Origin of the sequence: Serratia sp. CY84636, from assembly GCF_052166245.1 — a bacterium.
Classification (GTDB): Bacteria; Pseudomonadota; Gammaproteobacteria; order Enterobacterales; family Enterobacteriaceae; genus Serratia; species Serratia nevei.
Genome location: NZ_JBJNOX010000001.1, coordinates 564,525 through 588,673, shown reverse-complemented (window position 1 = coordinate 588,673; position 24,149 = coordinate 564,525). Strand labels below are relative to the sequence as shown.

23 protein-coding genes are annotated in these 24,149 nt (G+C 63.5%); 6 read left to right on the top strand and 17 right to left on the bottom strand.

Annotation, left to right across the window (positions count from 1 at the left end; all coding sequences use genetic code 11):
- Positions 1 to 57 precede the first annotated feature (57 nt).
- The 3 genes from ACJ8QI_RS02995 to ACJ8QI_RS02985 are packed head-to-tail and all read left to right on the top strand — an operon-like array spanning position 58 to position 1,162.
- The gene (locus tag ACJ8QI_RS02995) at positions 58 to 318 is read left to right on the top strand and encodes a type II toxin-antitoxin system Phd/YefM family antitoxin (protein WP_033637606.1); all 261 of its coding nucleotides are present in this window, start codon (positions 58 to 60) and stop codon (positions 316 to 318) included.
- 1 nt (position 319) lies between these two features.
- Positions 320 to 625, top strand: a complete 306-nt coding sequence (locus ACJ8QI_RS02990) for a type II toxin-antitoxin system RelE/ParE family toxin (protein ID WP_047568680.1) — start codon at positions 320 to 322, stop codon at positions 623 to 625.
- Between the two features lie 24 nt (positions 626 to 649).
- On the top strand, positions 650 to 1,162 hold the full coding sequence (locus ACJ8QI_RS02985) for a GNAT family N-acetyltransferase (RefSeq protein ID WP_060425533.1): 513 nt from the start codon (positions 650 to 652) through the stop codon (positions 1,160 to 1,162).
- Between the two features lie 22 nt (positions 1,163 to 1,184).
- Here ACJ8QI_RS02985 and ACJ8QI_RS02980 read toward each other — a convergent pair whose 3' ends face one another.
- Positions 1,185 to 1,697, bottom strand: a complete 513-nt coding sequence (locus ACJ8QI_RS02980; protein WP_049272535.1) for a DUF2165 family protein — start codon at positions 1,695 to 1,697, stop codon at positions 1,185 to 1,187.
- A gap of 134 nt (positions 1,698 to 1,831) precedes the next feature.
- Here ACJ8QI_RS02980 and ACJ8QI_RS02975 point away from each other — a divergent pair, with 134 nt between their 5' ends.
- Positions 1,832 to 2,095: a type II toxin-antitoxin system ParD family antitoxin gene (locus tag ACJ8QI_RS02975; protein WP_123894195.1), complete on the top strand. Its 264-nt coding sequence runs from the start codon at positions 1,832 to 1,834 to the stop codon at positions 2,093 to 2,095.
- Entirely contained in the window at positions 2,080 to 2,379 is a 300-nt protein-coding gene (locus ACJ8QI_RS02970; protein WP_123894193.1) for a type II toxin-antitoxin system RelE/ParE family toxin, read from the top strand. The genes ACJ8QI_RS02975 and ACJ8QI_RS02970 overlap by 16 nt, the downstream gene beginning before the upstream one ends.
- Positions 2,380 to 2,386: 7 nt before the next feature.
- Here ACJ8QI_RS02970 and urtE read toward each other — a convergent pair whose 3' ends face one another.
- From urtE to trpS, 15 genes are all read right to left on the bottom strand, one after another.
- Positions 2,387 to 3,085 carry an urea ABC transporter ATP-binding subunit UrtE gene (urtE, locus tag ACJ8QI_RS02965; RefSeq protein WP_442532051.1) on the bottom strand — a complete coding sequence of 233 codons (699 nt, stop codon included), beginning with the start codon at positions 3,083 to 3,085 and terminating at the stop codon, positions 2,387 to 2,389.
- 12 nt (positions 3,086 to 3,097) lie between these two features.
- Complete coding sequence (urtD, locus tag ACJ8QI_RS02960; RefSeq protein ID WP_015377102.1) at positions 3,098 to 3,904, bottom strand: urea ABC transporter ATP-binding protein UrtD; 807 nt, start codon at positions 3,902 to 3,904, stop codon at positions 3,098 to 3,100.
- Positions 3,901 to 4,977, bottom strand: a complete 1,077-nt coding sequence (gene urtC, locus ACJ8QI_RS02955) for an urea ABC transporter permease subunit UrtC (RefSeq protein ID WP_016928582.1) — start codon at positions 4,975 to 4,977, stop codon at positions 3,901 to 3,903. The genes urtD and urtC overlap by 4 nt, the downstream gene beginning before the upstream one ends.
- Positions 4,977 to 6,557, bottom strand: coding sequence for an urea ABC transporter permease subunit UrtB (gene urtB / locus ACJ8QI_RS02950; protein WP_442532050.1), 1,581 nt, complete (start codon positions 6,555 to 6,557; stop codon positions 4,977 to 4,979). The genes urtC and urtB overlap by 1 nt, the downstream gene beginning before the upstream one ends.
- Before the next feature lie 56 nt (positions 6,558 to 6,613).
- Positions 6,614 to 7,882, bottom strand: coding sequence for an urea ABC transporter substrate-binding protein (urtA, locus tag ACJ8QI_RS02945; protein WP_442532049.1), 1,269 nt, complete (start codon positions 7,880 to 7,882; stop codon positions 6,614 to 6,616).
- A gap of 26 nt (positions 7,883 to 7,908) precedes the next feature.
- Positions 7,909 to 8,628: a GntR family transcriptional regulator gene (locus tag ACJ8QI_RS02940; RefSeq protein WP_038880441.1), complete on the bottom strand. Its 720-nt coding sequence runs from the start codon at positions 8,626 to 8,628 to the stop codon at positions 7,909 to 7,911.
- A 14-nt stretch (positions 8,629 to 8,642) separates the two neighbouring features.
- Complete coding sequence (gene uca, locus ACJ8QI_RS02935; protein ID WP_442532048.1) at positions 8,643 to 12,263, bottom strand: urea carboxylase; 3,621 nt, start codon at positions 12,261 to 12,263, stop codon at positions 8,643 to 8,645.
- Positions 12,256 to 14,094 (bottom strand): allophanate hydrolase, encoded by a 1,839-nt coding sequence (gene atzF / locus ACJ8QI_RS02930; RefSeq protein WP_442532047.1) that lies wholly within the window; start codon positions 14,092 to 14,094, stop codon positions 12,256 to 12,258. The genes uca and atzF overlap by 8 nt, the downstream gene beginning before the upstream one ends.
- 222 nt (positions 14,095 to 14,316) lie before the next feature.
- Positions 14,317 to 16,884: a putative mucin/carbohydrate-binding domain-containing protein gene (locus tag ACJ8QI_RS02925; protein ID WP_442532046.1), complete on the bottom strand. Its 2,568-nt coding sequence runs from the start codon at positions 16,882 to 16,884 to the stop codon at positions 14,317 to 14,319.
- A 176-nt stretch (positions 16,885 to 17,060) separates the two neighbouring features.
- Positions 17,061 to 17,525 (bottom strand): DUF1456 family protein, encoded by a 465-nt coding sequence (locus ACJ8QI_RS02920; RefSeq protein WP_004939471.1) that lies wholly within the window; start codon positions 17,523 to 17,525, stop codon positions 17,061 to 17,063.
- Positions 17,526 to 17,634: 109 nt separating this feature from the next.
- Positions 17,635 to 18,534: a phosphonate ABC transporter, permease protein PhnE gene (gene phnE, locus ACJ8QI_RS02915; RefSeq protein WP_033637591.1), complete on the bottom strand. Its 900-nt coding sequence runs from the start codon at positions 18,532 to 18,534 to the stop codon at positions 17,635 to 17,637.
- Positions 18,531 to 19,394 carry a phosphonate ABC transporter, permease protein PhnE gene (gene phnE, locus ACJ8QI_RS02910; protein WP_019454695.1) on the bottom strand — a complete coding sequence of 288 codons (864 nt, stop codon included), beginning with the start codon at positions 19,392 to 19,394 and terminating at the stop codon, positions 18,531 to 18,533. The genes phnE (ACJ8QI_RS02915) and phnE (ACJ8QI_RS02910) overlap by 4 nt, the downstream gene beginning before the upstream one ends.
- A gap of 78 nt (positions 19,395 to 19,472) precedes the next feature.
- Positions 19,473 to 20,405 (bottom strand): phosphonate ABC transporter substrate-binding protein, encoded by a 933-nt coding sequence (phnD, locus tag ACJ8QI_RS02905; protein ID WP_019454696.1) that lies wholly within the window; start codon positions 20,403 to 20,405, stop codon positions 19,473 to 19,475.
- Positions 20,406 to 20,446: 41 nt separating this feature from the next.
- Positions 20,447 to 21,280 carry a phosphonate ABC transporter ATP-binding protein gene (phnC, locus tag ACJ8QI_RS02900; protein WP_038880081.1) on the bottom strand — a complete coding sequence of 278 codons (834 nt, stop codon included), beginning with the start codon at positions 21,278 to 21,280 and terminating at the stop codon, positions 20,447 to 20,449.
- Between the two features lie 117 nt (positions 21,281 to 21,397).
- Positions 21,398 to 22,405, bottom strand: a complete 1,008-nt coding sequence (gene trpS / locus ACJ8QI_RS02895) for a tryptophan--tRNA ligase (RefSeq protein WP_046686640.1) — start codon at positions 22,403 to 22,405, stop codon at positions 21,398 to 21,400.
- 290 nt (positions 22,406 to 22,695) lie between these two features.
- Between trpS and ACJ8QI_RS02890 the strand changes: the two genes are divergently transcribed.
- Complete coding sequence (locus ACJ8QI_RS02890) at positions 22,696 to 23,571, top strand: NAD(P)-dependent oxidoreductase (RefSeq protein WP_060440442.1); 876 nt, start codon at positions 22,696 to 22,698, stop codon at positions 23,569 to 23,571.
- A 33-nt stretch (positions 23,572 to 23,604) separates the two neighbouring features.
- On the opposite strand, the gene ACJ8QI_RS02885 is transcribed toward ACJ8QI_RS02890, so the two are convergent.
- Entirely contained in the window at positions 23,605 to 24,132 is a 528-nt protein-coding gene (locus ACJ8QI_RS02885; protein ID WP_060421112.1) for a cysteine hydrolase family protein, read from the bottom strand.
- Between the last annotated feature and the right edge of the window lie 17 nt (positions 24,133 to 24,149).

Below are 24,149 nucleotides of genomic sequence, written 5' to 3'. Positions count from 1 at the left end.
TTTCCATCGCACCGTATAATGGTTAAATCGAACGATTTAATTAACTGGAGCGATTAAATGTACGCACTCAGCGCGAACGAGGCCAAAACCCAATTCGGCGATTTGCTGCTCAAGGCGCAGCGTGAGCCGGTGCAAATCAATCGCAACGGCAAACCGGTCGCCGTCGTCATGTCGGTAGAAGACTACCAGGCGCTGGAAGATCTCAAATTACGCGCGCTGCAGCAAAAAATCGCGCAGGCTACCGCCGAGGAAGACGCCGGTAAGGCGGTAGACGGCGATGCCTTCTTCAACCGTCTGCTCACCGACGAAACCGACTGATATGCCCGCGTTTCGCCTCACCCCGCAAGCCCAACAAGATCTGTTGGCTATTCGTCATTTCACCGTCGAGCACTGGGGCAAAGCGCAATCTCACCGCTATCTTGAGCAGTTGAGAGAGGTCATGCATCATCTGGCGGATATGCCGGAAGCGGGTAAGGCCCACTTTCACGATCTGGGCGAAGAGATACGCAGTTTTCCTTACGCCAGCCATAGGATCTACTACCGCAGCCGCCCTGCCGGCATCACCGTTCTTGCCATTCTGCACCAGGCGATGGTGCCCCACCGGCATCTGGAACAACGGCTGTAATTTTTCTTACTCAAAGGGGCACAGATGTTCACCGTCCGTCAGGCATTGCTGGAAGATTTAACCCAGGTACGCGATATCGGCATCCGCACCTATCGCGCGCACTTCGGTGAGCTGTGGCGCTACCCGCACGAGCTGGAGGCCTTTCTGGCCGAGGATTTTTCCGTCTCTGCGCTGGAACGGACGCTGCGCGATCCCGACGTGTGCTGGCTGTTGGCCTATAAGGATGACGCCCTGGTCGGCTATGCACGTGTGAACTTCGACAGCCTGTTGGCCGCCACCCAACGGCGCGGCGCCGAACTGCAAAAGATCTACTTCCTGCCGGATTACGCCGGGCGCGGTTTCGGCCGACAATTTTTCGAACAGGTGCAACGGCGGGCCGTCGAACGCCGTCAGCCCCTGCTGTGGCTGGAAGTGCTGAAACAGAACGCCGACGCCCAGCGCTTTTATCAGCGGCAAGGCCTGGCCGTATGTGGCGAGGCCCAATACACCAGCGAACAGGGTGCCATCGAACTTTGGGCGATGAGCAAGGCGCTGTAACCGCGCCCCGCTCCGCCGTCGTTTAGCGCGGCTCCCGCTGCAGCATCAGGAACAGCAAGGCAAACGCATTGGGCGCCAGGTAGATCAGCGCCCCCAGCTGCACCGCCAGCGGATCCTTCTTGGCCTGCCAGGCCATAAACCAGTCGCCGGCGACCACCATAAAGCCGACGCCCCACACCGCAATTGCGCAAATTGCCCCCAGCATCGCCCAGGCTTTACCCTTGGCGAAAGCGGCGTAAGGGCCTTTCAATCGCCCGATCATCAGCACCACGCCTGCGGCCGCGAATAGGCCGGCCAGCGTTTCCAGCGTGGTGATGACAGCTAACCCCAACATGCAGGCCCAGTCGGCGCTGATCGCGCGCCACATCAACCCCGGCGTCTGATAGGTATCCTGCATGGCGAGCAGCGGGCCCACCGCATTGCGCGCGGTGCCGGCGAAATCCGCCGTATTGTTCAACAGGCTGAACAGCCCCCACAGGGCCGGAAACAGGGACAGGACGATGCAACCGAGGCGTGACACAGTGATTTCGTTCATGGTTATCCTTAATGAATAAACGGGTGACTCCCGCCCTCATGACGGGACCGCTATTGAGATCCTGAGAGTTTGACGTGCACAATGTAAGAACTAATCTTACAATGACGCAGCATAGCCGAAAGTGAGGAGGAACAATGGGCAGAACATTAACGGTAGATCTGGGTGACGAGCTGCGTAGCTTCGTCGAAGACCTGGTGGCCAGCGGCGATTACCGCACGCCCAGTGAAGTCATCCGCGAATCGGTGCGCACCTTGCGCGAACGTACCGCCACCTCAAAGTTGGAAGAGCTTAGGCGCTTGATCGCCGAAGGAGAAAACAGCGGTGAGGCCGTCGAATGGGATCGTGATGTGTTCATGGAAAGAATACGGAGCAAAGCAAAAGGATGCGCAGAAAAGTAACCATTCGTCCAAAAGCCTTGGACGATATGGAAGAGATCTATTTTTACGGGTTGGCGCGCTTTGGCTTACAGGTGGCCGAAGATTATCTGCGCCGCCTGCATCAGGCTTTCGATAACCTTAGCCACCACCAACTCGGCAGAAACCTCGATGAAATCGGCCCCGGCCTATGGGTATTGCCCGTCGCCAACCACCTGATTTATTTTCGACAGCACAGGCGGGAGGTGAATATCATCAGAGTGCTGCATCATTCCCGCGATCCGCTCAGCCGATCCTTTTTCAGCTGATCCAACGTCAAATCGCCACCAGCCCGCGTACGCCATCCTGTTCCATGGCGCTGCCAGCGCCGCGCTGCACGATGCTGCCGCGCGACATCACCAGATAGCTGTCCGCCAGATCGGCGGCAAAGTCATAGAACTGCTCCACCAGCAGGATCGCCATATCGCCCTTCGCCGCCAGCTGCTTGATCACCGCGCCGATCTCCTTGATCACCGAAGGCTGGATCCCCTCCGTCGGCTCGTCGAGGATCAGCAGCTGCGGCCGGCAGGCCAGCGCCCGGCCGATCGCCAGCTGCTGCTGTTGCCCGCCGGAGAGATCGCCGCCGCGCCGATCCTTCATTTGCCGCAGCACCGGAAACAAGTCATAGATCGGATCCGGCACCGTGCGTGCGGCGGTGCCGGAAAAACGCGCCAGCCCCATCAGCAGATTTTCCTCCACCGTCAGGCGCGGGAAAATCTCCCGCCCCTGCGGCACATAGGCGATGCCCGCCTGCACCCGCTGATGCGGTTTTTTACCGGTGATGGTTTCGCCCTGCCAACGGACGCTGCCGCTGCGCGCCGGGACCAGCCCCATCAGGCATTTCAGCAGCGTGGTCTTGCCCACGCCGTTGCGCCCCAGCAGGCAGGTCACCTCGCCGATGCGCGCCTCGAACGACAGGCCGCGCAGAATGTGGCTGCCGCCGTAATACTGATTCAATTCCTCTACCTGCAGCATCGTTACGCCTCCTCAGCGCCCCAGATATACCTCAATCACCCGTTCATCGGCCTGCACCTGTGCCAGCGATCCTTCCGCCAGCACCTGCCCCTGGTGCAGCACCGTCACGCGATCGGCGATGGTTTCCACAAACCCCATATCGTGTTCCACCACCATCAGCGAATGCTTGCCCGCCAGCTCGCGGAACAGTTCGGCGGTGTAGTCGGTTTCGGCGTCGGTCATGCCGGCCGCCGGTTCGTCGAGCAGCAGCAGGTGCGGTTCCTGCACCAGCAGCATGCCGATCTCGAGAAACTGTTTCTGCCCGTGGGACAGCAGCCCGGCGGGCCGGTGGCGTTCATGCCCCAGCCGCAGGGTCTTCAGCATCTCGTCGATACGGTCGCGCTGTTCGCTGCTCAGGCGGGCGCGCAGGCAGGCCCACACCGATTTGCGGGTTTTCTGCGCGATCTCCAGATTTTCGAACACCGTCAGCGCCTCGAACACCGTCGGTTTTTGAAACTTGCGGCCGATGCCGGCGTGGGCGATCTGCATCGGCGCCAGCCGGGTCAGATCGACGGTCTGATCGTAAAACACCCTGCCGCTGTCCGGCCGGGTCTTGCCGGTGATCACATCCATCAGCGTGGTCTTGCCGGCGCCGTTGGGGCCGATCACACAGCGCAGTTCGCCGACGCCAATGCGCAGCGACAGATCGGTCAGCGCGCGAAAACCGTCGAAGCTGACGTTGACGTTGTCGAGCTGCAGCACCGGATCGGTTTGCTGCCGATATTTATCCGCCGGCAGCGGGTGGGTAAACAGCTCGTCGGTCACTTGCATCGCTTTCATGAGGTTTTCCTCCGGCGCAGCAGGCCGATCACCCCTTTGGGCAGAAACAGCGTGACGACGATAAACATCAGGCCGAGGAAGAACTGCCAGTATTCGGGAATGGCCATGGTGAACCAGCTCTTGGCACCGTTGACGATGCCGGCGCCGAGCAGCGGCCCCACCAGCGTGCCGCGCCCGCCGAGCGCCACCCAGATGGCGGCCTCGATCGAGTTGGTCGGCGACATTTCGCCGGGGTTGATGATGCCGACCTGCGGCACATAGAGCGCGCCGGCCAGCCCGCACAGCACCGCCGACAGCGTCCAGACGAACAGCTTGAAGCCCTTCGGATCGTAGCCGCAGAAGGTCAGCCGGTTTTCCGCATCGCGCACCGCGGTCAGCACCCGGCCGAATTTGCTGCGCGCCAGCGCAAAGCCGATGGCCAGGCTGGCGGCCAGCAGCAGCACCGTCGCCAGGAACAGCGCCACCCGCGTGCCGGCGGCGGTGATGGGAAAGCCGAGCAGCGTGGTGAAACCGGTAAAGCCGTTATTGCCGCCGAAGCCGGTTTCGTTGCGAAAGAACAGCAGCATGCCGGCATAGGTCAGCGCCTGGGTCATGATCGAGAAATACACCCCTTTGATTTTCGAGCGGAAGGCGAAGTAGCCGAACAGGAAGGCCAGCAGGCCCGGCACCAGCACGATCAGGCACAGCGCCCAGGCGAAATGCTGGGTGCCGCTCCAGAACCACGGCAGCTCATTCCAGGAGAGGAACGCCATAAACGCCGGCAGCCCGTCGCCCGCCGCCTGCCGCATCAGGTACATGCCCATGGCGTAGCCGCCGAGCGCGAAGAACAGCCCGTGGCCGAGCGACAGCAGCCCGGCATAGCCCCATACCAGATCGAGCGCCACCGCCACCACCGCGTAGCACAGGATCTTGCCCGCCAGCGTCAGGGTATAGGTGGACACCGCCAGCGGATGATCCGCCGGCAACAGCGTCATGAACGGCATCACCAGCAGCGCCAACAACGCCAGCCCGCCGATGCTCAACGCCAGCCGGGGCGCTTTCTGCACGCCGGTTACGGTCAATGGTTGGCTCATCAGTCAATCACCCTGCCCTTGAGGGCGAACAGCCCCTGCGGACGCTTTTGAATAAACAGAACGATCAGCACCAGGATCAGGATCTTGCCCAACACGGCGCCGATCTGCGGCTCGAGGATCTTGTTGACGATGCCGAGGCCGAAAGCCGCCGCCACCGTCCCCGCCAGCTGGCCGACGCCGCCGAGCACCACCACCAGGAACGAATCGATGATGTAGCCTTGCCCCAGCTCCGGCCCGACGTTGCCCAACTGCGACAGCGCCACCCCGCCGAGCCCGGCGATGCCAGATCCCAACCCGAAGGCCAGCATGTCCACCCGCCCGGTGGGCACGCCGCAGCAGGCCGCCATCGCGCGGTTTTGCGTCACCGCGCGCACGTTCATGCCGAGCCGGGTCTTGTTCAGCAGCAGCCAGGTCATCGCCAGCACCAAGAGCACGAACGCGATCACCGCGATGCGGTTCCACGGCAGCACCAGGTTCGGCAGCAGCTGCACGCCGCCCGACAGCCACGCTGGGTTGGCGACCTCCACGTTCTGCGCCCCGAACAGCACCCGCACCAGCTGGATCAACACCAGGCTGATGCCCCAGGTGGCCAGCAGGGTCTCCAGCGGCCGGCCGTACAGGTGGCGGATCACCGTGCGCTCAAGCAGCATGCCGATCCCGGCGGTGATGGCGAACGCCACCGGCAGCGCCGCCAGCGGGTAGAGCGCCAGCCACTGCGGCGCAAACTGCTGAAACAGCCCCTGCACCAGGTAGGCGGAATAGGCGCCGAGCATCAGCATTTCGCCGTGCGCCATATTGATGACGCCGAGCAGGCCGTAGGTGATCGCCAGCCCGAGCGCCGCCAGCAGCAGGATCGAACCGAGCGACAGGCCGCTGAACGCTTGGCCGAGCAGATCGCCGATCATCAGGCGGTGCTGCACCTGCTGCAGGCTGCGTTGCGCCTCGGCGCGCACCGCAGCGTCCGGCTCGTGGGCGGCGTCGGTCAACGCTTGCAGCCGCGCGCGGGTTTCCGGCTCGCCCGATTCGCCCAACAGCCGCACCGCATTGAAACGCACCTGCGGATTGCCGTCGGCCAGCTGCAGGTTAGCCAGCGCCAGGCTCAGCGCCTGATGCACCTGTGGGTCTGTTTCCCGCGCCAGCTGCCGGGCCAACAGCGGCAGCTGCTCGCCGTTCGCTTCGCGCTGCAGTGCGCTCGCCGCCTGCAGCCGCACCGCCGCGTCCGCGCTGACCAGCCGCTGCGCCGACAATGCGTTGGCAATCAGAATGCGCAGCCGGTTGTTCAGCCACACCTTCTTCGGTTCGCCAACCGGGGCCGCCTCGCCCTCGAGCGGCAGATAGCGATCGCCCTGGCGGATAAAGGCGCGCTTCGCCCCGTCGATCGCCACGGTTTCCTGCTGCAGCCCCTGCAGCAGCGGCAGGCGCGCGGCGTCCGGCTCGGCCGCCCAGGCCTGCAGCAGTTTGGCCTGCTGCGCACGGTTAGCCGCCGCAAACTCATCGGCCGGCCCGGCCTGCGCCAGCAGGGGCCAAGCGGACAGCAGCCACAGCCCGACGCGCAGAGAAGATAAAAACGGAGATTGCATCAGCTGCCTCTTCTGTTGGGCCGGCGGGCGTTGGGCCGCGCCGGCGCTGAGTGACGTTACTTGCCGCCCTTCACCGGGTAATCCGGCTTCTTGTCGTTGCCGGCGATATACGGGCTCCACGGCTGTGCGCGCACCGGCGCTTCGGTCTGCCACACCACGTTGAACTGGCCGTTGCCCTCGATCTCGCCGATCATCACCGGCTTGTGCAGATGGTGGTTGGTCTGGTCCATGGTCAACGTGAAGCCCGACGGCGCGGCGAAGGTTTGCCCGGCCATCGCCGCGCGCACCTTATCGACGTCGGTGGTGCCGGCCTTTTCCACCGCCTGCGCCCACATGTGCAGGCCGACGTAGGTGGCCTCCATCGGATCGTTGGTGACCGCGGTGGAGTAATTCGGCAGGTTGTGCGCCTTGGCGTAGGCTTTCCACTGGCTGACAAACTGCTTGTTGGTCGGGTTATCCAGCGATTCGAAGTAGTTCCAGGCCGCCAGGTTGCCCACCAGCGGTTGGGTATCGATGCCGCGCAGCTCTTCCTCGCCGACCGAGAAGGCGATCACCGGCACGTCGGTGGCCTTGACGCCCTGGTTGGCCAGCTCTTTGTAGAACGGTACGTTGGAGTCGCCGTTGATGGTGGAGATCACCGCCGTGTTGCCGCCGGCGGCAAACTTCTTGATGTTGGCGACGATGGTCTGGTAATCGCTGTAACCGAACGGCGTGTAGACCTCTTCAATATCCTTGTCCTGCACGCCTTTGCTGTGCAGGAAGGCGCGCAGGATCTTGTTGGTGGTGCGCGGATAGACGTAATCGGTGCCCAGCAGGAAGAAGCGCTTGGCGCCGCCGCCGTCCTCGCTCAGCAGGTATTCCACCGCCGGGATCGCCTGCTGGTTCGGCGCCGCGCCGGTATAGAACACGTTCGGCGACATCTCTTCGCCTTCGTATTGCACCGGGTAGAACAGCAGCCCGTTCAGCTCCTCAAACACCGGCAGCACCGACTTGCGCGACACCGAGGTCCAGCAGCCGAACACCGCCGCCACCTTGTCCTGGCTCAGCAGCTGGCGCGCCTTCTCGGCGAACAGCGGCCAGTTGGAGGCCGGATCCACCACCACCGGCTCCAGCTTTTTGCCGAGCACCCCGCCTTTGGCGTTGATCTCGTCGATGGTCATCAGCGCCACATCCTTCAGCGGCGTTTCGGAAATCGCCATGGTGCCGGAGAGCGAACTCAGAATGCCGACCTTGATGGTGTCGGCGGCCTGCGCGCTCCAGGCCAGGCCCAGGCCGATCGCGGCGGCGGACAGCGCAAAAGCTTTGATAAAACGACGACGTTGCATAGTTCAAACTCCTGATGTGTGTGAAATCAAAATCGTTGCGCCGAGCGCGCGGGCTGCTGAGCCCGCGCCTGGTGCAACATGTGCAGCGTTATTTTTCGTACCTCTGCCTTGCTGACGGCGATATGCTCGCCGAGCAGCGCTTGCGCCGCCCCGCTTTGCCGCTGCAGGATCGCCTGCAAAATGGCGGCGTGTTCGCGGTAGGTGGCGTCCACCCGCGCCTGCTGGGTGAAATCCAACCGGCGAATGATGCGGATCTTTTCGGTCAGTTCGCGGTGAATGCGCGCCATCTCGCCGTTGCCCGCCGCGGCCACCAACGCCTGATGAAACTGCTCATCGTGCTGCGACACCGCCTGGCCGTCCGCCAGACGCGGCGCTTCGGTCCAAAAACGGTTCAGCGCCGCCAGCGCGGCCGGCGTTTCCCCGGCCGGCCATTCGCACAGCCGTTTCACCGCCTCTTGTTCCAGCACGATGCGCAGGTCGTACAGCTCTTCGAAGTAGGCGAAGTCGAACGGCCGCACCTGCCAGCCGCTGCGAAACAGCACCTCGACATAGCCTTCGCGCTCGAGCCGAAACAGCGCCTGACGCACCGGCGTGCGGCTGGCCGCCATGCGCTGCGCCACGTCGCTTTCGCTGAAGCGATCGCCCGGCAGCAGGCGAAACTCGAAGATGTCGGCCTTGAGCTGCAGATAAATGCGCTCCGCCAGCCCCTCCGGCCGCGCCTTGTGCTCCCCGTTGGTGATTTGCATCATCGCCCCTCCGTTCAGACCGCTTTTTCCAGCCACAGCAGGGCGTCGCCCGGCCCGACCGGCCGCCCCTGCCGGCAGCTGATGCGTTTGACGATCCCGGCGCGCGGCGCGGTGACCGCCAGCTCCATCTTCATCGCCTCGACCACGATCAGCGGCTGCCCGGCCGCCACCGCCTGCCCCGGCTCCACCAGGATCTTCCACACGCTGCCGTTCAGATCGGCGCTGACCAGATCGCCGTCGATGGCGTCTTCTTCCTCCGGCGGCAACAGCTGCGCCTCGGCCTCGTCGTCATCGCTGCGCCAGCGCGCCACTTCGGCGCTGAACGCCTGCTGCTGGCGATGCTGGAAGTCGGCGATCGCCTCGGCGTTGTCGGCCAGGAAATCGGTGTAGGCGGCGAAGTCGAATTCGCTCTCTTCGATGCGCACCTGCATGCGCCCTTCGCGGAACGCTTCGCGCTGCTCGTCCAGTTCTTGCTCGCTGACCGGGTAGAAGCGCACCTGATCGAAGAAGCGCAGCAGCCAGGGCTCACCGGCGGTGAACTGCGGGTTTTTGAGGAATTTGTTCCAGATCGGCAGCGTGCGCCCCACCAGCTGGTAACCGCCCGGCGAGTCCATGCCGTAGATGCACATGTACATGCCGCCGATGCCGACCGTCCCTTCGGCGGTGTGGGTGCGCGCCGGGTTGTATTTGGAGCTCAGCAGGCGATGGCGCGGATCGAGCGGCACCGCGCAGGGCGCGCCGAGGTAAACGTCTCCCAATCCGAGGATCAGATAGCTGGCGTCGAACAGAATGTCGCGTACCTGTTCGCGTCGGCTCAGGCCGTTGATGCGCTGGATAAAATCGACGTTGTTCGGCAGCCAGGGCGCCGAAGCGCGCACCGTCTGCTGATAGCGATCCACCGCGCCCAGCGTGGCCGAATCCTCGAACGCCATCGGCAGCCAGACGGTGCGCGTCGGCACCTTCAGGCGGCTGACGTCCCCCAGCGCCCGTTCGCGCGCCAGCAGGCGCTGCAGCAGGTCGACCTGGCTAATCTGTCGGCTGTCGTAGCGGATCTGCAGCGAACGCACGCCCGGCGCCAGCTCTGCCACGCCCGGTATCGCCTCCTCTCGCAGCGACTGCATCAGCAGATGGATGCGCAGCCGCAGCGCCAGATCGAGCACGTTGTCGCCGTACTCCATCAGAATGTAACCGTCCCCCGCCTGGCGATACGCCACCGCCGGGCGCCCTTCCGCCGCCGGCAGCGCCGCCAGCACCGCGGCGGAAACGGTCTCCGCCGGGGCCAGATCCGGCGGCGGCAGGGTGATGGCCTTCACCGCCGCCAGCGCTTCGATGCTGCCAAGCTGCGCCTGCTCCAGCGACTGCGCCTGGCGAAAGCCGATCGGATGGAACCGGATGCGGTCGCCCGGCTTCACCTGCCCCACTTTCCACAGCTCGGCCTTGGCGATGGTCACCGGGCAGACGAAGCCGCCGAGGCTGGGCCCGTCGCGGGTCAGGATCACCGGGAAATCGCCGGTGAAGTTGATTGCACCGATGGCGTACTCGCAGTCGTGCACGTTGGAAGGATGCAAACCGGCTTCGCCGCCGTCCTCCCGCGCCCATTCGGGCTTCGGCCCCGCCAGGCGCACGCCGAGGCGGTTGGAGTTGTAATGCACCTGCCAGTCGGTGGCGAAGAAGGCCTCTATTGATTCGGCAGTGAAAAAGTCCGGCGCGCCGTGCGGACCGTACAGCACGCCGATGTGCCACTGGTCGCCGTAGTACGGGATCAGGCTGTCGTCCATCGCCTGCGGCGCGGCGATCGGCGCCGGCGTGGTGCTGGCAGCCAGCGCCGGTTGAGCGATCGCCAGCATGTCCGCCACGCGCAGGGTGCGCCCGGCATGCCCGCCGAACTGGCCCAGCGCAAAGGTGGAACGGCTGCCGAGATACACCGGCACGTCAAAGCCGTTGCGTACCGCCAGATAGGTGCGGCAGCCGTGCGTGGCGCGCCCCAGCGTCAGCACCTGCCCGGCCCGCACCGCGATCGGCCGCCAGTAAGCGACCGCTTCGCCGTCCAAATCGGCCGGGCAGCTGGCACCCGTCAGCGCGATGGTGGCGTCGCAGTGAAAGCGCAACGTCGGCCCCTGCAGGGTAAACTCGAGCCCGGCGGCCGCCGGGTGGTTGCCGACGATGCGGTTGGCCAGCCGGAACGCGAAGTCGTCCATCGGGCCGGACGGCGGCACGCCGATGTCCCAATAGCCGAGGCGGCCGGGATAATCCTGCACGCTGCTGTAGGTGCCGGGTTGCAGCACTTCGAGGCAGTGCGGCTGGAAACGCACATCGTCCAGCAGGCGCGTCCAAACGTCGCCGCGCTGAAATTGCGGCGTGGCGATCACCTGCCGCAGATAGTCGAGGTTGGTGGCGATGCCGTGCAAACGGGTCGCCGCCAGCGCCACGCGCAGTTTTTCCAGCGCCTGCGCCCGATCCGCGCCGTGCACGATCAGCTTGGCGATCATCGGGTCGTAAAACGCCGAGACTTCGCTGCCGGTCGCCACCCAACCGTCGAGGCGCACGTCGGCGGGGAAATGCACCTCGGTCAGCACGCCGGGGCTGGGCTGGAAGTTTTTCAGCGGATCTTCGGCGTAGAGGCGCACTTCGATCGCCACACCCTGCGGCGCGCGTTGCAGCGCCGCCCAATCCAGCGCGTCGCCCGCCGCCACCTGCAGCATGCATGCGATCAGATCCAGGCCGGTGACCATCTCGGTGATCGGGTGCTCGACCTGTAAGCGGGTGTTCACTTCCAGGAAGTAAAACTCGTCGCGCGCGGCGTCGTAAATGAATTCCACGGTGCCGGCGCTGCGGTAATTCACCGACTCGCCCAGCGCCACCGCCGCCCGATGCAGCGCCTGGCGGGTCGCCGCCGGCAGGTGTGGCGCCGGGGTTTCTTCCACCACCTTTTGGTTGCGGCGCTGCAGCGAGCAATCGCGCTCGCCGAGCGCTACCACCCGCCCCTGGCCGTCGCCGAAAATCTGCACCTCGACGTGGCGCGCGCGATCGACGAAGCGTTCGATAAAGGCGCCGGCGTCGCGGAAGAACTGTTCTCCCAGCCGTTTGACGCTGTCGTACGCGTCGCGCAGCGCCGCCTCGTCGTCACAGCGCGTCAGGCCGATGCCGCCACCGCCGGCGGTGCTTTTCAGCATCACCGGGTAGCCGATGCGCGCGGCGCCGGTAACCGCCTGCTCAACGCTCTCCAGCAAGCCGGTGCCCGGCGTCATCGGCACCCCGGCCAACGCCGCCAGCTCGCGCGCCCGGTGCTTGAGGCCGAACTCGCGGATCTGCGCCGCCGTCGGGCCGATAAAGGCGATGCCCGCCGCCTCGCAGGCTTCGGCAAACTCGGCGCTCTCGGACAAAAAGCCGTAACCGGGGTAGATCGCCTGCGCGCCGGTGGCGGTGGCGGCCGCAAGGATCTTGTCGATGCGCAGGTAGCTGTCGGCGGCCTTGTCGCCGCCGAGCGCCACTGCCTTGTCGGCTTCGGTGACGTGCGGCGCATTGCGGTCGGCGTCGGAATAAACCGCCACGCTGGTGACGCCCAGGCGTTTCAGGGTGCGAATGGCGCGGCAGGCGATTTCGCCGCGGTTAGCGATCAGTACGGTATTAAACATGTTCGTGCCCCTTAAGGCTGGCGAGATAGTCGCGCCAGCCGCCAAACTCAGTGATATCCGTGGCGCCTTCCAGCGCCCAGGCTTCGCAGATAAACCCCTTCACCCGCCGGCCGTCCGCCAGCAGCAGCGTGCCGATGCCCAAGGGCGCCGGGATTTCCGCCACAAACTCGCCGAAACGGGCCAGCGGGATGTCCCACAGCTCAAGACGGATCGCCGCTCCCTGCGCCACGCGCGCCAGCCCCGGCTTCGGCGGCTCGGTATCGGCCAGCGCGTAGAGGCGGTAACAGGGGGCGGTGACGGTTTGCTCCACCCGCACCGCGTCGCGCTGCGTCAGCTGGACGTTGAGCGGCATACCGCTGAGGTGAGCGCCCACTACCGCCAGACGCACGTGTCCCGAAGACGACGCCGGCGCGGGCTGCGGCGGCAATGCCCGGCCGGTAGCCCCGAGCGGTAAGGCGCTTTGCCGTTGCCAGCGCAGGCCAAACGCCGCCAGCGCCCGGTCATGCCAGGCGGGCGCAATCAGGGTGATGCCCGCCGGCAGCCCGTCTTCGCGCAGCGGCCCCGGCAACGCCAGCGCGCTCAGATCGGCCAGGTTGGTGAAATTGGTGTAAGTGCCGAACTGCGAATTGAACAGCACCGGCTCCTGCGCCATCTCCGCCAGGGTGCGGATAGTGGGCGCGGTCGGCACCACCAGCGCGTCGAACGGCACCAGCCGCTGAGCAATTTGCCGCGTCAGCTCGGCGCGCAGGTATTCCGCCTTGTAGGCGTCGCAGGCGCTGTAGCTCAGGCCGTTGCCGACGATGCCGCGCACCACCGGGTCGATAGCCTGCGGGCTCGCTTCCAGCACCTGCTCAATCGCCACGGTGCGCTCCGCCACCCAGGGGCCGTAATACAGCTGTTCCGCCAGGGTGCGAAACGGCGCGAAATCGAGGGGTTCCAGCGTGGCGCCGCCCGCCTGCAGCTGCGCCAGCGCGCGGTGAAACGCCCGCTCAGCCTGAACGTCACCGAAAAACTCCAGTTGGGCGGGGATGGCGAAACGCGGCGCGGCGGGAATATCCGCCGGCGCGGTATGCGGATCGGGGCGGGAATACGGATCTGCCGCGTCAAAGCCGCTCGCCAGTTCCGCCACCTGCGCCGCATCGGCCACCGTCAGCGCGAAGACCGACACCGTATCGTTCAACCGGCAGGCCGGCACCACGCCGCGGTTGGACAACCGGCCCTTGGTCGGCTTCAGCCCGACGATGTTGTTGAACCCGGCGGGCACGCGCCCCGAACCGGCGGTGTCGGTGCCCAGCGCGAACGGCACCAGGCCGCGCGCCACCACCGAGGCGGAGCCGGAGCTGGAACCGCCGCTGACGTAGCGGCTGTCGAAGCTGTTGACCACCGCGCCATAAGGTGAGCGGGTGCCCACCAACCCGGTAGCGAACTGGTCGAGGTTGGTTTTACCGAGGGCGATCGCCCCGGCGGCGCGCAGGTTGGCGACCGCGGTAGCGTCCGCCGCAGCCTGATAGGTGAACGCCGGGCAGGCGGCGCTGGTTGGCCAGCCGCCGACGTCGATATTGTCTTTGATGGCGAAGGGCACGCCGAACAGCGGCAGGCGGCTGAGATCGCCGTCGACCGCCGCCAGCAACTGCGCCAGCTGCCGATACTGCTGCTCGCGCTGCGCCGGCGTGGCGAGATACAGCCAGGCGTTATCGTCCGGGTTCAGCCCGGCGAGCAGCGTTTCGATCGTCGCGCTGACGCAGGCGAGGCGCTCACCCGCCGGACGGGTTTGATAATGGTGCTGCCATTCACTGAGGGTAAAACCGCACGTTTCAACAGGGTCGCTCATCGGCTGAATTCCATCTGGTACACAAGATGGGATTCAACAGAGCAACCGGCGTGCCAATTTTTAATCTCATGATTTCAATAAATTATAATTAAAACTTATGACGGCGAGAGTGAACGGCCTGCACCAGCGGCGCGCAGCGGGAGAACAAAAAGAGTGCAATAGGGGATGATGCAGAGGAAAATCGGGGCGACGATACTCGCCGCCCCGGGAGGCCGATGGGGATCAATCCTTGATGCGTTTCAAACCGACCGGCGTAATGCAGTAGGTCTGTTGCTTGCCCTTCTCCGCCAGCCGCACATGCTGCATCTCGTTGACGATCGTCAGACGGTTGTCCGGCTCTTCATGCCGCAGATGGATCACCTCACCGCCGTAGCCTGACAGCGGCAGCACCCAGGTTTTAGCCTGTTGATTTTGGCTGCCGATGACGTCGTAGCTGAGCAAGGTATTACCGTCCGCATCCGTCACGCTGAGGAAGGCGTAGCTGTCGGCAAAGTAGTGGTGAGCAATCCCCGCCGCCAGCGTCACGGTCACGGTTTTCTTCACCAGATCGACGGCGCAGGTCAGAAACTGGCGATCGCCAATCCCTTTGCCGGCCACGGTAAACGCATTGCCGACGTTAGCGCCCGGCGGCGTATTGTCGACCGGCAGGCAATCCCGATAGGTCGCCAACAGCGGCTCGCGCTGCGGCTCGGCAAAGGCGCCGATCGCCAGATAAATATCATCCTTGAACGACGACGATGGCGCGTAGTAGGCCGGCAGCAGCCGGCGCAAACGCTGCGCCGCCTGTTCCAGGCGCATCAGCAGCGCCTGCTCGGGATCGCCGGGCAACGCCGGGTTTTTCAGCCCGCTGGTTTCGATACGCAGCACGTTGGTTTTGTTTTTGTTATCGATGACGCCGGCCGCCGCCGGATTCAAACGCACCCGGCTCGGCTCCACATGATAAATCTCGATGTCATCACCCTCGGCAAACGGCAGCTCGTCATGACTTAACGTAGCCTGAGTGCCCTGAACCTCTTTGCTGAACCGCACCGCACCCTGCCGATCGCGTAGCGTCACCCGGGCATAGGTTTCACCTGGGAAGTAGGCGTGCGGCGTGGTGCTGGTCACGTCAACCACCACCGCCCCTTTGGCGCGATCGACGACCACGGTGGCGAAGACCGCATCGCTCAGGCCCAACAGATTGATCTCCTGCGACACGATCGGCGAAGCGGCTTTGCGCTCGAAGCGAAGCGTCACCGCGCTTTTCCCCTGTTTCACCGTCAGGTAACCCGCCGTCGGCCGGTATTTGCGATCTTTACCGGTCGGCAACCGCAGGGTGTACACGCCGATCGGCAACGCAGCCAGGGCCAGGGTCGGCGCGTCGATACGGACCTTGTGGGCATAGCGCGCCCCTTCCATCAGCACAAGCTCCTCACCGTAGATCTGCGCAAAGTCATCGATATCCAGACTCAGGGCGACATCGCCTTTCAGGCCGCTCGCCTTGAGCTGAGAGGAATCGACCAGGCGCAGGGAGGAATCCAGCTTCAGCTGTGCCTGCACCGCCGGCAAACTCTGCGCATCCACCAGTTGATACAGCGGGTATACCGCCTTGGCGTGACTGTACGCGTTGAGATCGCGCTGCGTTTGGGTGATCACGCCGCCGGTCAGCTCGACGAACGGCGTCACGTCGATTTGCTCGCCGGCCGCGGCGAAGCTTGCCGACAGCAGGTCCAGCAAGGCATGTTCGGACGGCACGAAGCCCGGCGTATTGCAGCTTTGGCGATACTGCTGGTTAAAGTGCGTGAAGGCGTTCTTGCCTGCCTTGTCGACCATCAGCATCGCGAAGAACAGCTTGGAGCGCAGATCCCACTGGTTGAGCGGCGTGCCCTGAGCGATCAGATCGACAATTTTCTTCTCGACGCCGGCCACGTTGCCGTAGTTATACAGCCACCCTTCCTGGTATTTGCGCTCTCCCAGCATCACGTCCTGATAGCAAGCGGCGTAAATATTGTTCCACATCTCACCGGTGGAGAAATATTTGTCGCCCATAAAGTGCCCCTGATAGCCGTGCGCGATCTCATGCAGGCTGCCCCAGTTGCTGTCTTTCGGCGTCAGCCAGAAGCTGCTGACCGAGTTGCTGGTTTCCGCCGTCCAGCGGCCGCCGTAATACGCGGCGCCGGCGCCGTGTTTATCGGCCTTCATAAAATAGCGGTTGCGAATATTGCGATCGGATTCGTGTTCAGCCTCGAACGAGACGCCGGTCAGCGCATTGTAGAAGGTGAAAATGCGGTCATAGTAGGCGATCAGCCCGTCGATGTTTTTCGCCTCGCCCAGCGACTTCAGCGCCGGTTTACTGATTTTCGGCACCAGCAACACCGCGTATTCCGCATCGACCAGCGCAAACTCGGCGTCCCGATCGTCCCAGCGGGCGAAGAATGCGGCTTCGTTTTCGCCGCGGCGATAAACCGGCAGCGCTTTCGCCGTGTCCGGATACTCGAACTCCAGCGCCGGTTCGCCCTGCCCGTACGGCGTATCGATAAACGGCACCGAGACGGCATTGACCTGGGCCTCGACCCAGCTCGCGCCGACGCTGAATTCAGCCTCCGTTTTGCTGTCGTCATTCAGCAAGCGCAGCGTGAGCTTGCCGGTAAACGCCGCGTTGGTCTGCCGCACTCGCAGCACCTGCCCGGCGGCGAGAATGATGCCCAGGTGCTGGCGATCGTGATCGATACCTTTGCTCATGCCTGCCGCATCCAGCCAGACCGGCCGGGTCAACGTGTAAAGTGATTGGGTTTTCGTGATGGTTGGCATCCTGCTTTCCTCATGGTTTGGGTGATTGAATTGACCATGAGAAAGTAACCGGGGGGCGGCCCGCCCACCATCGATGGTGGATGGCTGAGGGCCTGTACAACAACGGCGGGCGGGAGAGCGGCAATAAAAAAGGCGCAACCTTGCGATTGCGCCTGAGGCTCGGTGAACGCTGCGCGTTACTCGCCGCGAACGCGCTGCGCCAACCCTTTGAGGAAGTAGCGCAGCATCTGATCGCCGCATGGGCGGTAGTTCTTGGTGCCTTCTTTGCGGAACAGCGCGCTCAGCTCCGGCTTGGAGATGCGGAAGTCCACTGCGGTGAAGATCTGGTGCATGTCGGTGTCTTTCAGCTCGAACGCCACGCGCAGCTTTTTCAGCACCAGGTTATTGGTGATCGGCAGCTCAACCGCCGGCGCCGGGAACTTGTCGTCCTTGCCGCGCTTGAAGAACACCAGGCCGTTGAGGAAGTGCGCCATCACTTCGTCCGGGCACTTCTCGTAGCCCGGCTCGCCTTCTTTGATCACGTAAGCGTCCATCGCCGACACCGCCACCTCGAAATCGTCCAGTTTGATAATCTCGACCATTTTGGCGTTGTTAATGCTCAGCATATAGCGCACGCTGCGCAGCACGTCGTTGTTCATCATGGGATTGCATTGCCTTTACTTGTCTAACGGGGACGTGCGCACATTGCGAAACGAAATGACTGCCACACACCTTGAATGTGCGGCAGTATAGGGATCGGCAAGGGGTTTCTCAATCGATTTGGCTTTTTTGCTGATACAGCGGGATGTCTTCGCCGATGATGTACTTGTTGCGCAGCATCGACGAGACCTTATCCATGATCATCACCACCACCACCAGAATCAGGGTGATGAACATCACCACGTCCCAGTTCCACAGCCGCATGTTTTCCGCGTACACCAGGCCGATGCCGCCGGCGCCGACGAAGCCCAGCACCGCCGCAGAGCGGGTGTTAGACTCGATCTGGTACAGGCTGAGCGCCAGGAAGGTGGGGAACGATTGGGTGAAGATGCCGTAGCGGTGCTTCTGCAACCCGTTGGCGCCCACCGCCGTCAGGCCGCGGCTGGGGGACTTGTCCACCGCCTCGTGCCCTTCGGCGTACAGTTTGCCCAGCAGCCCGACGTCCTGCATCACGATCGCCAACACCCCGGCCAGCGGCCCCATGCCGACGGCGCGCACGAAGATCAGCCCCCAGATCGCCATGTCGATACCGCGCAGCACGTCCAGCAAGCGGCGCACCAGCACGGAGATCGGCCGCAGCAGCGGCGTCGACATCACGTTGCGCGCGGCGAAGAACGACAGCGGCAGCGCGATCAGCGACGCGGTGATGGTGCCGGCGAACACGATGGCGATGGTGATGCCGATCTGCTGAAAGTAGTACATGAACGGCCAGTTGACGAAGTCGTGCCAGACGAACATGCGCAGGAAATAGCGCCCCAGCTGCTGGCAGCCGTTGATAAACTGCGGCCAGGTAATGCCGAAGACCAGGAAGAAGAACACATAGTACAGCACGATCGCCAGCGCGATCAGGCCGACGGTGCGCAGGTAGCGCCCCTGCTGCGCGAAGATCGCAGGATGCTGTTGTTTCAACTGGCGCAGCGTTTCCGCCGACGCCGGAGTGCCCGCTATCATTTTGCCCCCTCCACCACGCGCTTACGCAGCTCGCCCGACACGTAGTCGAGCACGGAAACCACCACGATGATCAACAGCAGCGTCATGCTGACCTGATCGTAGCGGTCGAGTTTAATGTTGGTCATCAGCTCCTGGCCGATGCCGCCCGCGCCCACCAGCCCCAAAATGGTCGACTGACGGAAGTTGATCTCCAGCCGCATGAAGCTGTAGGAGAGAAACACCGGCTTCACCTGCGGCCACAGGCCGAAGCGCATGCGCTGCAGCGGCGTGGCGCCGCAGGCCGCCAGCCCGCGCACCGGTTTGTTGGAGGCGGTTTCGATCGATTCGTAGAACAGCTTGGTCAGGCTGCCGATGGTGTGCAGCGCCAGCGCCAGGAAGCCGGGAATGGCGCCGATGCCGAACGCCATCACGAACATCACCGCCCACGCCAGCTCCGGCATGGTGCGCAAAAACGCCACCAGCGTGCGGATCGCCAGCCGCACCGAGGCCGGGGTATAGGTGTTGCCGGCCGCCAGAAACGCCAGCACGGTCGCCACCAGCACCGAGAAAATGGTCGCCGCCAGCGCCAACTGCAGGGTCTCCCAGATCAGCGGCAGCTGGATATTCAGGCGGTAACCCCAGTAGGCCAGCGAGCCCTCGGTGCGCCCGTCGGCGAACAGTAAATGCCAATGCAGCGTCGGAATGGTTTCGGCCAGGTAGTCGAAGAAGTGCGGAATAGATACCCAGACGGTGTGCAGGTTGAACTCGGCGAGGTTGCCGGCGCCCAGGTACAGCACCACCAGCCCGAGCGACCACAGCAGCGCTTCGCGCTTTTGCTTGCTGCGGATCCGTTGGTAATAGTGTGCGAAATCGGTATTCAAAAGAGGTCTTCCATCTTTATGGAACAAGGGGTTCAGCACGCTGAACCCCTTCATTCGGACGGCCGAGGCAGCCGGGAATTAACGGTCGCCTTTGGTCAGCTCGCGCTTCATATCGATGATGTTCTGGTATTCCGCCAGGGTGGTGTCGCCGATGTGCTGTTTGCCGCCCATCGCTTTGATAAAGCACTGGTGATCGTCTTTATCCAGCTTCTTGATCGCGGTGACCACTTTGGCCTTGAAGTCGGCCGGCAGCGAGTTGCTCACAAGGATCGGGCCGTTCGGGATCAGCGGCGACTGCCAGATGATGCGGATCTGTTTCATCAGGTCAGGGTGATCCATGCGGATCATGCGGGTGAACGCGCCGCTGGTGTAGCCGGTGTTGTAGTCGCCGATCATCGACGCCCAGGTCACCGCGCCTTCGAACTGGCCGTTCAACACGCCGAGAATGTCCTGCTCGTGGCCGCCGGAGAAGGTGACGCTGGAGAAGGTGTTGTTGTATTTGTTGTCGACCGTGCCGCCGAACAGCTTTTTAAACGCCTGGTTCGGGATCAGGAAGCCGGAGGTGGAATCCGGATCGGCGAAGCCGATGGCCTTGCCTTTCAGGTCTTCCAGTTTCTGGTACGGGCTACCGGCCTTCACCACCACCACCGAGTGGTAGCCGCGCGACTGGTCGACGTCGTCGACCGCGATGCCGACGATGTCCACCGCTTTCGGATCCTTGATGTAGACCGAAGCGAACGACGACGGCGACATGCTCAGCACCAGGTCAATCTTGCCGCCCAGCAGGCCCTGGATCACGCCGGAATAGTCGGACGAGTTGCGCAGCTTGGTATCGACGTTCAGCTCTTTATCCAGAAACTGCTTCACGCACTGGTTATCGCCGATCTGCTGGGTGGCGTTCTGGCCGCCGAGAATGCCCAGGTTCAGCTCTTTCGGCGCATCCGCTGCGGCAGCATTAAATACCATCATCGCGCCGGCCATCAGGGTGGTCAGACTCAATACTTTTTTCATTAGGTGTGCCTTGTGTGTAAAGGGTAAAGGTCAAAAGTGCTTCAATGGATCTGATTGGCTTCTTCGCCATACAGCTGGTGCAGGATCCGTTCGTTCAGTTGCGAAGGATGCCCGTCAAACACGATCTTCCCGTGGGCAATGCCGATCACCCGCGAGCAATACTCTTTCACCAGTTCGACCGAGTGCAGGTTCACCATCACCGCGATGCCGTCTTCGCTGATTTTCTGCAGCGCGTCCATGATGCGGCGGGTGTTTTTCGGATCGAGCGACGCGACCGGCTCATCGGCCAGCAGGATTTGCGGGTTTTGCATCAGCGCGCGGCAGATGGCGACGCGCTGCATTTGGCCGCCGGAGAGGTTCTCGGCGCGCTGCAGCGCGTGCGGCAGCATGTTGAGCCACTGCAACAGCTCGATGGCGCGAGCGCGGTCGGCGTCATCGAACAGTTTGAAGAAGGATTTCAGAGTGGACGTATGACTCAGACGGCCCAGCAGCACGTTGGTCATCACGTCCAGCCGCGGCACCAGGCAGAAGTCCTGGAAGATCATGCCGCAGCGCGCGCGCCACTGGCGCATCTGGCGGCCGGCCAGCTGAGCGATATCCTGCGCCGCACCATCGTCTTCGAAGTGCAGCATCTCGCCGCAGCTGGAAGGAATGGTGCCGTTCAGGGTGTGCAGCAGCGTGGACTTGCCCGCGCCGGAACGGCCGATCACCGCCACGAATTCGCCGGCGTGCAGATCGAAATTGATGTCATCCAGCACGCGCTGCTGCGCTTTGTAGGCCTTGCCGAGTCCCTTTACCGATAAAACTTTGCGGGATGCGGCGGCGTGCTGCCCTGGAAAGTCGTGCTGTGCCAATTTTAACAGTGCCTGAGCCATATGATTTCTCTGGTTTCAGTGGCTAATCATTATGGGCACCTATTAACGGATAAGTTTATGACAGTGGGATGATCGTTTTATGGCCGGGGCGTGACGCGTGCCGCCCCGGCGTTCGCCTCACGCCAGGGTGAAGAAGTCCAGCCCCAGCGCCGTCTTGACCTGTTGCAGCGTCTGTTGGCTGACCTGATGCGCGCGGCGGGTGCCGTGCTGCAGGATGCGCGTCAGCTCGCCTTTATCGGCGATGAATTCGGCGCGACGGGTGCGGATCGGCTCAAGCAAGCTCTGCAGGCAATCCTCCAGCAGCCGTTTGATTTTCACGTCCCCCAACCCGCCGCGCCGATAGTGCGCCTTCAGATCCGCCACCAGTGCGGCGTCTTCGCAGAAGGCGTCCAGGTAGGTGAACACCATGTTGCCTTCCACCCGACCGGGATCGCTGACGTTGAGATGGCCGGGGTCGGTGAACATGCTCATCACCGCCTTGTGCACCTCGTCGGCGCCGGCGCCAAGCTGAATAGCGTTGCCGCGCGATTTCGACATCTTGCCCTGCCCGTCCAGCCCCGGCAGACGCCCGACGTTGCTCAACAGCGGCTGGCACTCCGTTAATATCGGTTGGCCGACGATGTGGTTGAAACGCCGCACGATCTCATTGGTTTGCTCCAGCATCGGCAGCTGATCCTCGCCGACCGGCACGTGGGTGGCGCCAAAGGCGGTGATGTCCGCCGCCTGGCTGACCGGATAAATCAAAAAACCGGCCGGCAGGCTGCGGGCGAAATCCTTCTCGGCGATTTCGTTTTTCACCGTCGGGTTGCGCTCCAGCCGCGCCACGCTGACCAGATTGAGGTAGTACATCGTCAGCTCGGCCAACGCCGGCAGCGCTGACTGCAGGCAGATCGTGGTCTTGTGCGGATCGATGCCCACCGCCAGATAGTCGGCCACGACGTTGAGCACGTTGGCGCTGATTTTTTGCGGGTTGTTGCCGTTGTCGGTCAGGCCCTGCAGATCCGCCACCATCACCGTTTGGTTATGCTGGTGCTGCAGTTCGACGCGCTGACGCAGCGAGCCGACGAAGTGGCCTAAATGCAGTGGGCCGGTGGCGCGATCGCCGGTAAGAATGGTGTAGCTCATGACAGTGCTCCTGAAGGTCTGTAGACCGCCGGATCAACGCCACAAAAAATAATGCCGCCAAACCGGCGGCATTAAAAAGAGATGTGAATACTCGTGCCGCCTCAGAAGAGGCGCCACCATGACTGATTGTGGGTGGAGTGCATCGATATATTCATGCCATCAAGGTATACCCGCAGCGGCAGCGCGTCAATAGCCCGCCGCCGGCGCGTAAGACGGCGTTACACTCCGGCATTTGCGTTCCTGGCCTGGCGCGCTAGGGTAAAACCTTCAACCTGAAAAAGGAGCGCATGATGAAGATCGGATTTGCCGGACTGGGTGGGATGGGCAGCGCCATGGCGGCCAACCTGTTGCAGGCGGGCTTCGCCTTAACGGTATGGAACCGCTCGCCGCAGGCGGCGCAGCCGCTGGTGAGCGCCGGCGCGCAGCAGGCCGAACGGCCGGAGCAGCTGGCCGATGCCGACGTGCTGATCACCATGCTGGCCGACGATGCCGCCACGCAACAGGTGGTGGTCGACAGCGGGTTGCTGCAACGGATGAAACCGGGCGCGCTGCATATCAACATGGCGACCATCTCGGTCGAACTCGCCCAGCGTTTGACGGCGCTGCATGCGGAACACGGCATCGGCTATCTCGCCGCGCCGGTGCTGGGACGGGTCGACGTGGCCGCCGCCGGCAAGCTGAATATTCTGGCGGCCGGCGATAGCGAGCTACTGAAGCAAGCGCAGCCGCTGTTCGATGCCCTCGGCCAGAAAACCTGGCACTTCGGCGCCGATCCGGCGCAGGCCAACGTCGTCAAGATCGCCACCAACTTTACGCTGGCCAGCGCCATTGAAGCGATGGCGGAAGGCAGCGCGCTGGTGCGCAACTACGGCGTGTCCGGCGCCGACTACCTGCAGATGCTAAGTAGCACCGTCTTCGCCGCCCCGGCCTATCAGGGCTATGGCGCGCTGATCGCCGCCGAGAAGTATTCCCCCGCCGGATTCCGGCTGGCGCTGGGGCTGAAGGACGTCGGGCTGGCGCTGGCCGCCGGGGCCGAAAGCCATACGCCGATGCCGTTCGCCGGGGTGCTGAAAGACAACTTCCTCGACGCGATGGCGCAGGGGGATGCGGATCTGGACTGGGCCGCGCTGGCCAAGGTGGCGGCGCGGCGGGCGGGCCTGAAATAACGAACGGGGGCCTCGGCCCCCGTTTTTCCGTTCTCAGAACACGATGTCTGCCGCGGGAACGGCGCGGATCGGCACGCCGAAGCTTTCGATATTCGACAGCGTCTCGTTATGGTGGGTGCGGATCAGCAGACCGTCGGCATAGGGTTTGTCGTGGCAGGTGTGGGCATCCGCCGCCAGCGTCACCGGATAACCGTGCGCCGCCGCGCTGCGCACCGTGGTGTCGATGCAAAACGGCGTGGAGTAGCCGCAAACCACCAGCTGCGATACACCGTTGGCGATCAGTAACGCGCCCAGTGAGGTGCGCAGGAACGAGTCCGGCGTGGTTTTATCCACCCGGTGATCGCCCGGCGCCACCTTCAGCGCCGCGAGCACTTGCCAGGCGGCGCTGCCGTGCCGCAACTCGTCGTCCGGCGTGTGGTGCTGAATGACGACAACCGGCACGCCCACCCGGCGGGCGCGCTCGCTCAGCTGATTGATGCGCGCAACGGTGCCCGCGGCATCCGCCGGCGGCGGCGTAAACAATCCTTCCTGCACATCGATAATCAACAGCGCGGTGGTCATGGCGGCTCCCGAAGAGA

Bases quoted from the DNA above. Each gene is read 5' to 3' on its own strand.
- ACJ8QI_RS02995 (WP_033637606.1), top strand. From the start codon at position 58: ATGTACGCACTCAGCGCGAACGAGGCCAAAACCCAATTCGGCGATTTG.
- ACJ8QI_RS02990 (WP_047568680.1), top strand. From the start codon at position 320: ATGCCCGCGTTTCGCCTCACCCCGCAAGCCCAACAAGATCTGTTGGCT.
- ACJ8QI_RS02985 (WP_060425533.1), top strand. From the start codon at position 650: ATGTTCACCGTCCGTCAGGCATTGCTGGAAGATTTAACCCAGGTACGC.
- ACJ8QI_RS02980 (WP_049272535.1), bottom strand. From the start codon at position 1,697: ATGAACGAAATCACTGTGTCACGCCTCGGTTGCATCGTCCTGTCCCTG.
- ACJ8QI_RS02975 (WP_123894195.1), top strand. From the start codon at position 1,832: ATGGGCAGAACATTAACGGTAGATCTGGGTGACGAGCTGCGTAGCTTC.
- ACJ8QI_RS02970 (WP_123894193.1), top strand. From the start codon at position 2,080: ATGCGCAGAAAAGTAACCATTCGTCCAAAAGCCTTGGACGATATGGAA.
- urtE (WP_442532051.1), bottom strand. From the start codon at position 3,085: ATGCTGCAGGTAGAGGAATTGAATCAGTATTACGGCGGCAGCCACATT.
- urtD (WP_015377102.1), bottom strand. From the start codon at position 3,904: ATGAAAGCGATGCAAGTGACCGACGAGCTGTTTACCCACCCGCTGCCG.
- urtC (WP_016928582.1), bottom strand. From the start codon at position 4,977: ATGAGCCAACCATTGACCGTAACCGGCGTGCAGAAAGCGCCCCGGCTG.
- urtB (WP_442532050.1), bottom strand. From the start codon at position 6,557: ATGCAATCTCCGTTTTTATCTTCTCTGCGCGTCGGGCTGTGGCTGCTG.
- urtA (WP_442532049.1), bottom strand. From the start codon at position 7,882: ATGCAACGTCGTCGTTTTATCAAAGCTTTTGCGCTGTCCGCCGCCGCG.
- ACJ8QI_RS02940 (WP_038880441.1), bottom strand. From the start codon at position 8,628: ATGCAAATCACCAACGGGGAGCACAAGGCGCGGCCGGAGGGGCTGGCG.
- uca (WP_442532048.1), bottom strand. From the start codon at position 12,263: ATGTTTAATACCGTACTGATCGCTAACCGCGGCGAAATCGCCTGCCGC.
- atzF (WP_442532047.1), bottom strand. From the start codon at position 14,094: ATGAGCGACCCTGTTGAAACGTGCGGTTTTACCCTCAGTGAATGGCAG.
- ACJ8QI_RS02925 (WP_442532046.1), bottom strand. From the start codon at position 16,884: ATGCCAACCATCACGAAAACCCAATCACTTTACACGTTGACCCGGCCG.
- ACJ8QI_RS02920 (WP_004939471.1), bottom strand. From the start codon at position 17,525: ATGATGAACAACGACGTGCTGCGCAGCGTGCGCTATATGCTGAGCATT.
- phnE (WP_033637591.1), bottom strand. From the start codon at position 18,534: ATGATAGCGGGCACTCCGGCGTCGGCGGAAACGCTGCGCCAGTTGAAA.
- phnD (WP_019454696.1), bottom strand. From the start codon at position 20,405: ATGAAAAAAGTATTGAGTCTGACCACCCTGATGGCCGGCGCGATGATG.
- phnC (WP_038880081.1), bottom strand. From the start codon at position 21,280: ATGGCTCAGGCACTGTTAAAATTGGCACAGCACGACTTTCCAGGGCAG.
- trpS (WP_046686640.1), bottom strand. From the start codon at position 22,405: ATGAGCTACACCATTCTTACCGGCGATCGCGCCACCGGCCCACTGCAT.
- ACJ8QI_RS02890 (WP_060440442.1), top strand. From the start codon at position 22,696: ATGAAGATCGGATTTGCCGGACTGGGTGGGATGGGCAGCGCCATGGCG.
- ACJ8QI_RS02885 (WP_060421112.1), bottom strand. From the start codon at position 24,132: ATGACCACCGCGCTGTTGATTATCGATGTGCAGGAAGGATTGTTTACG.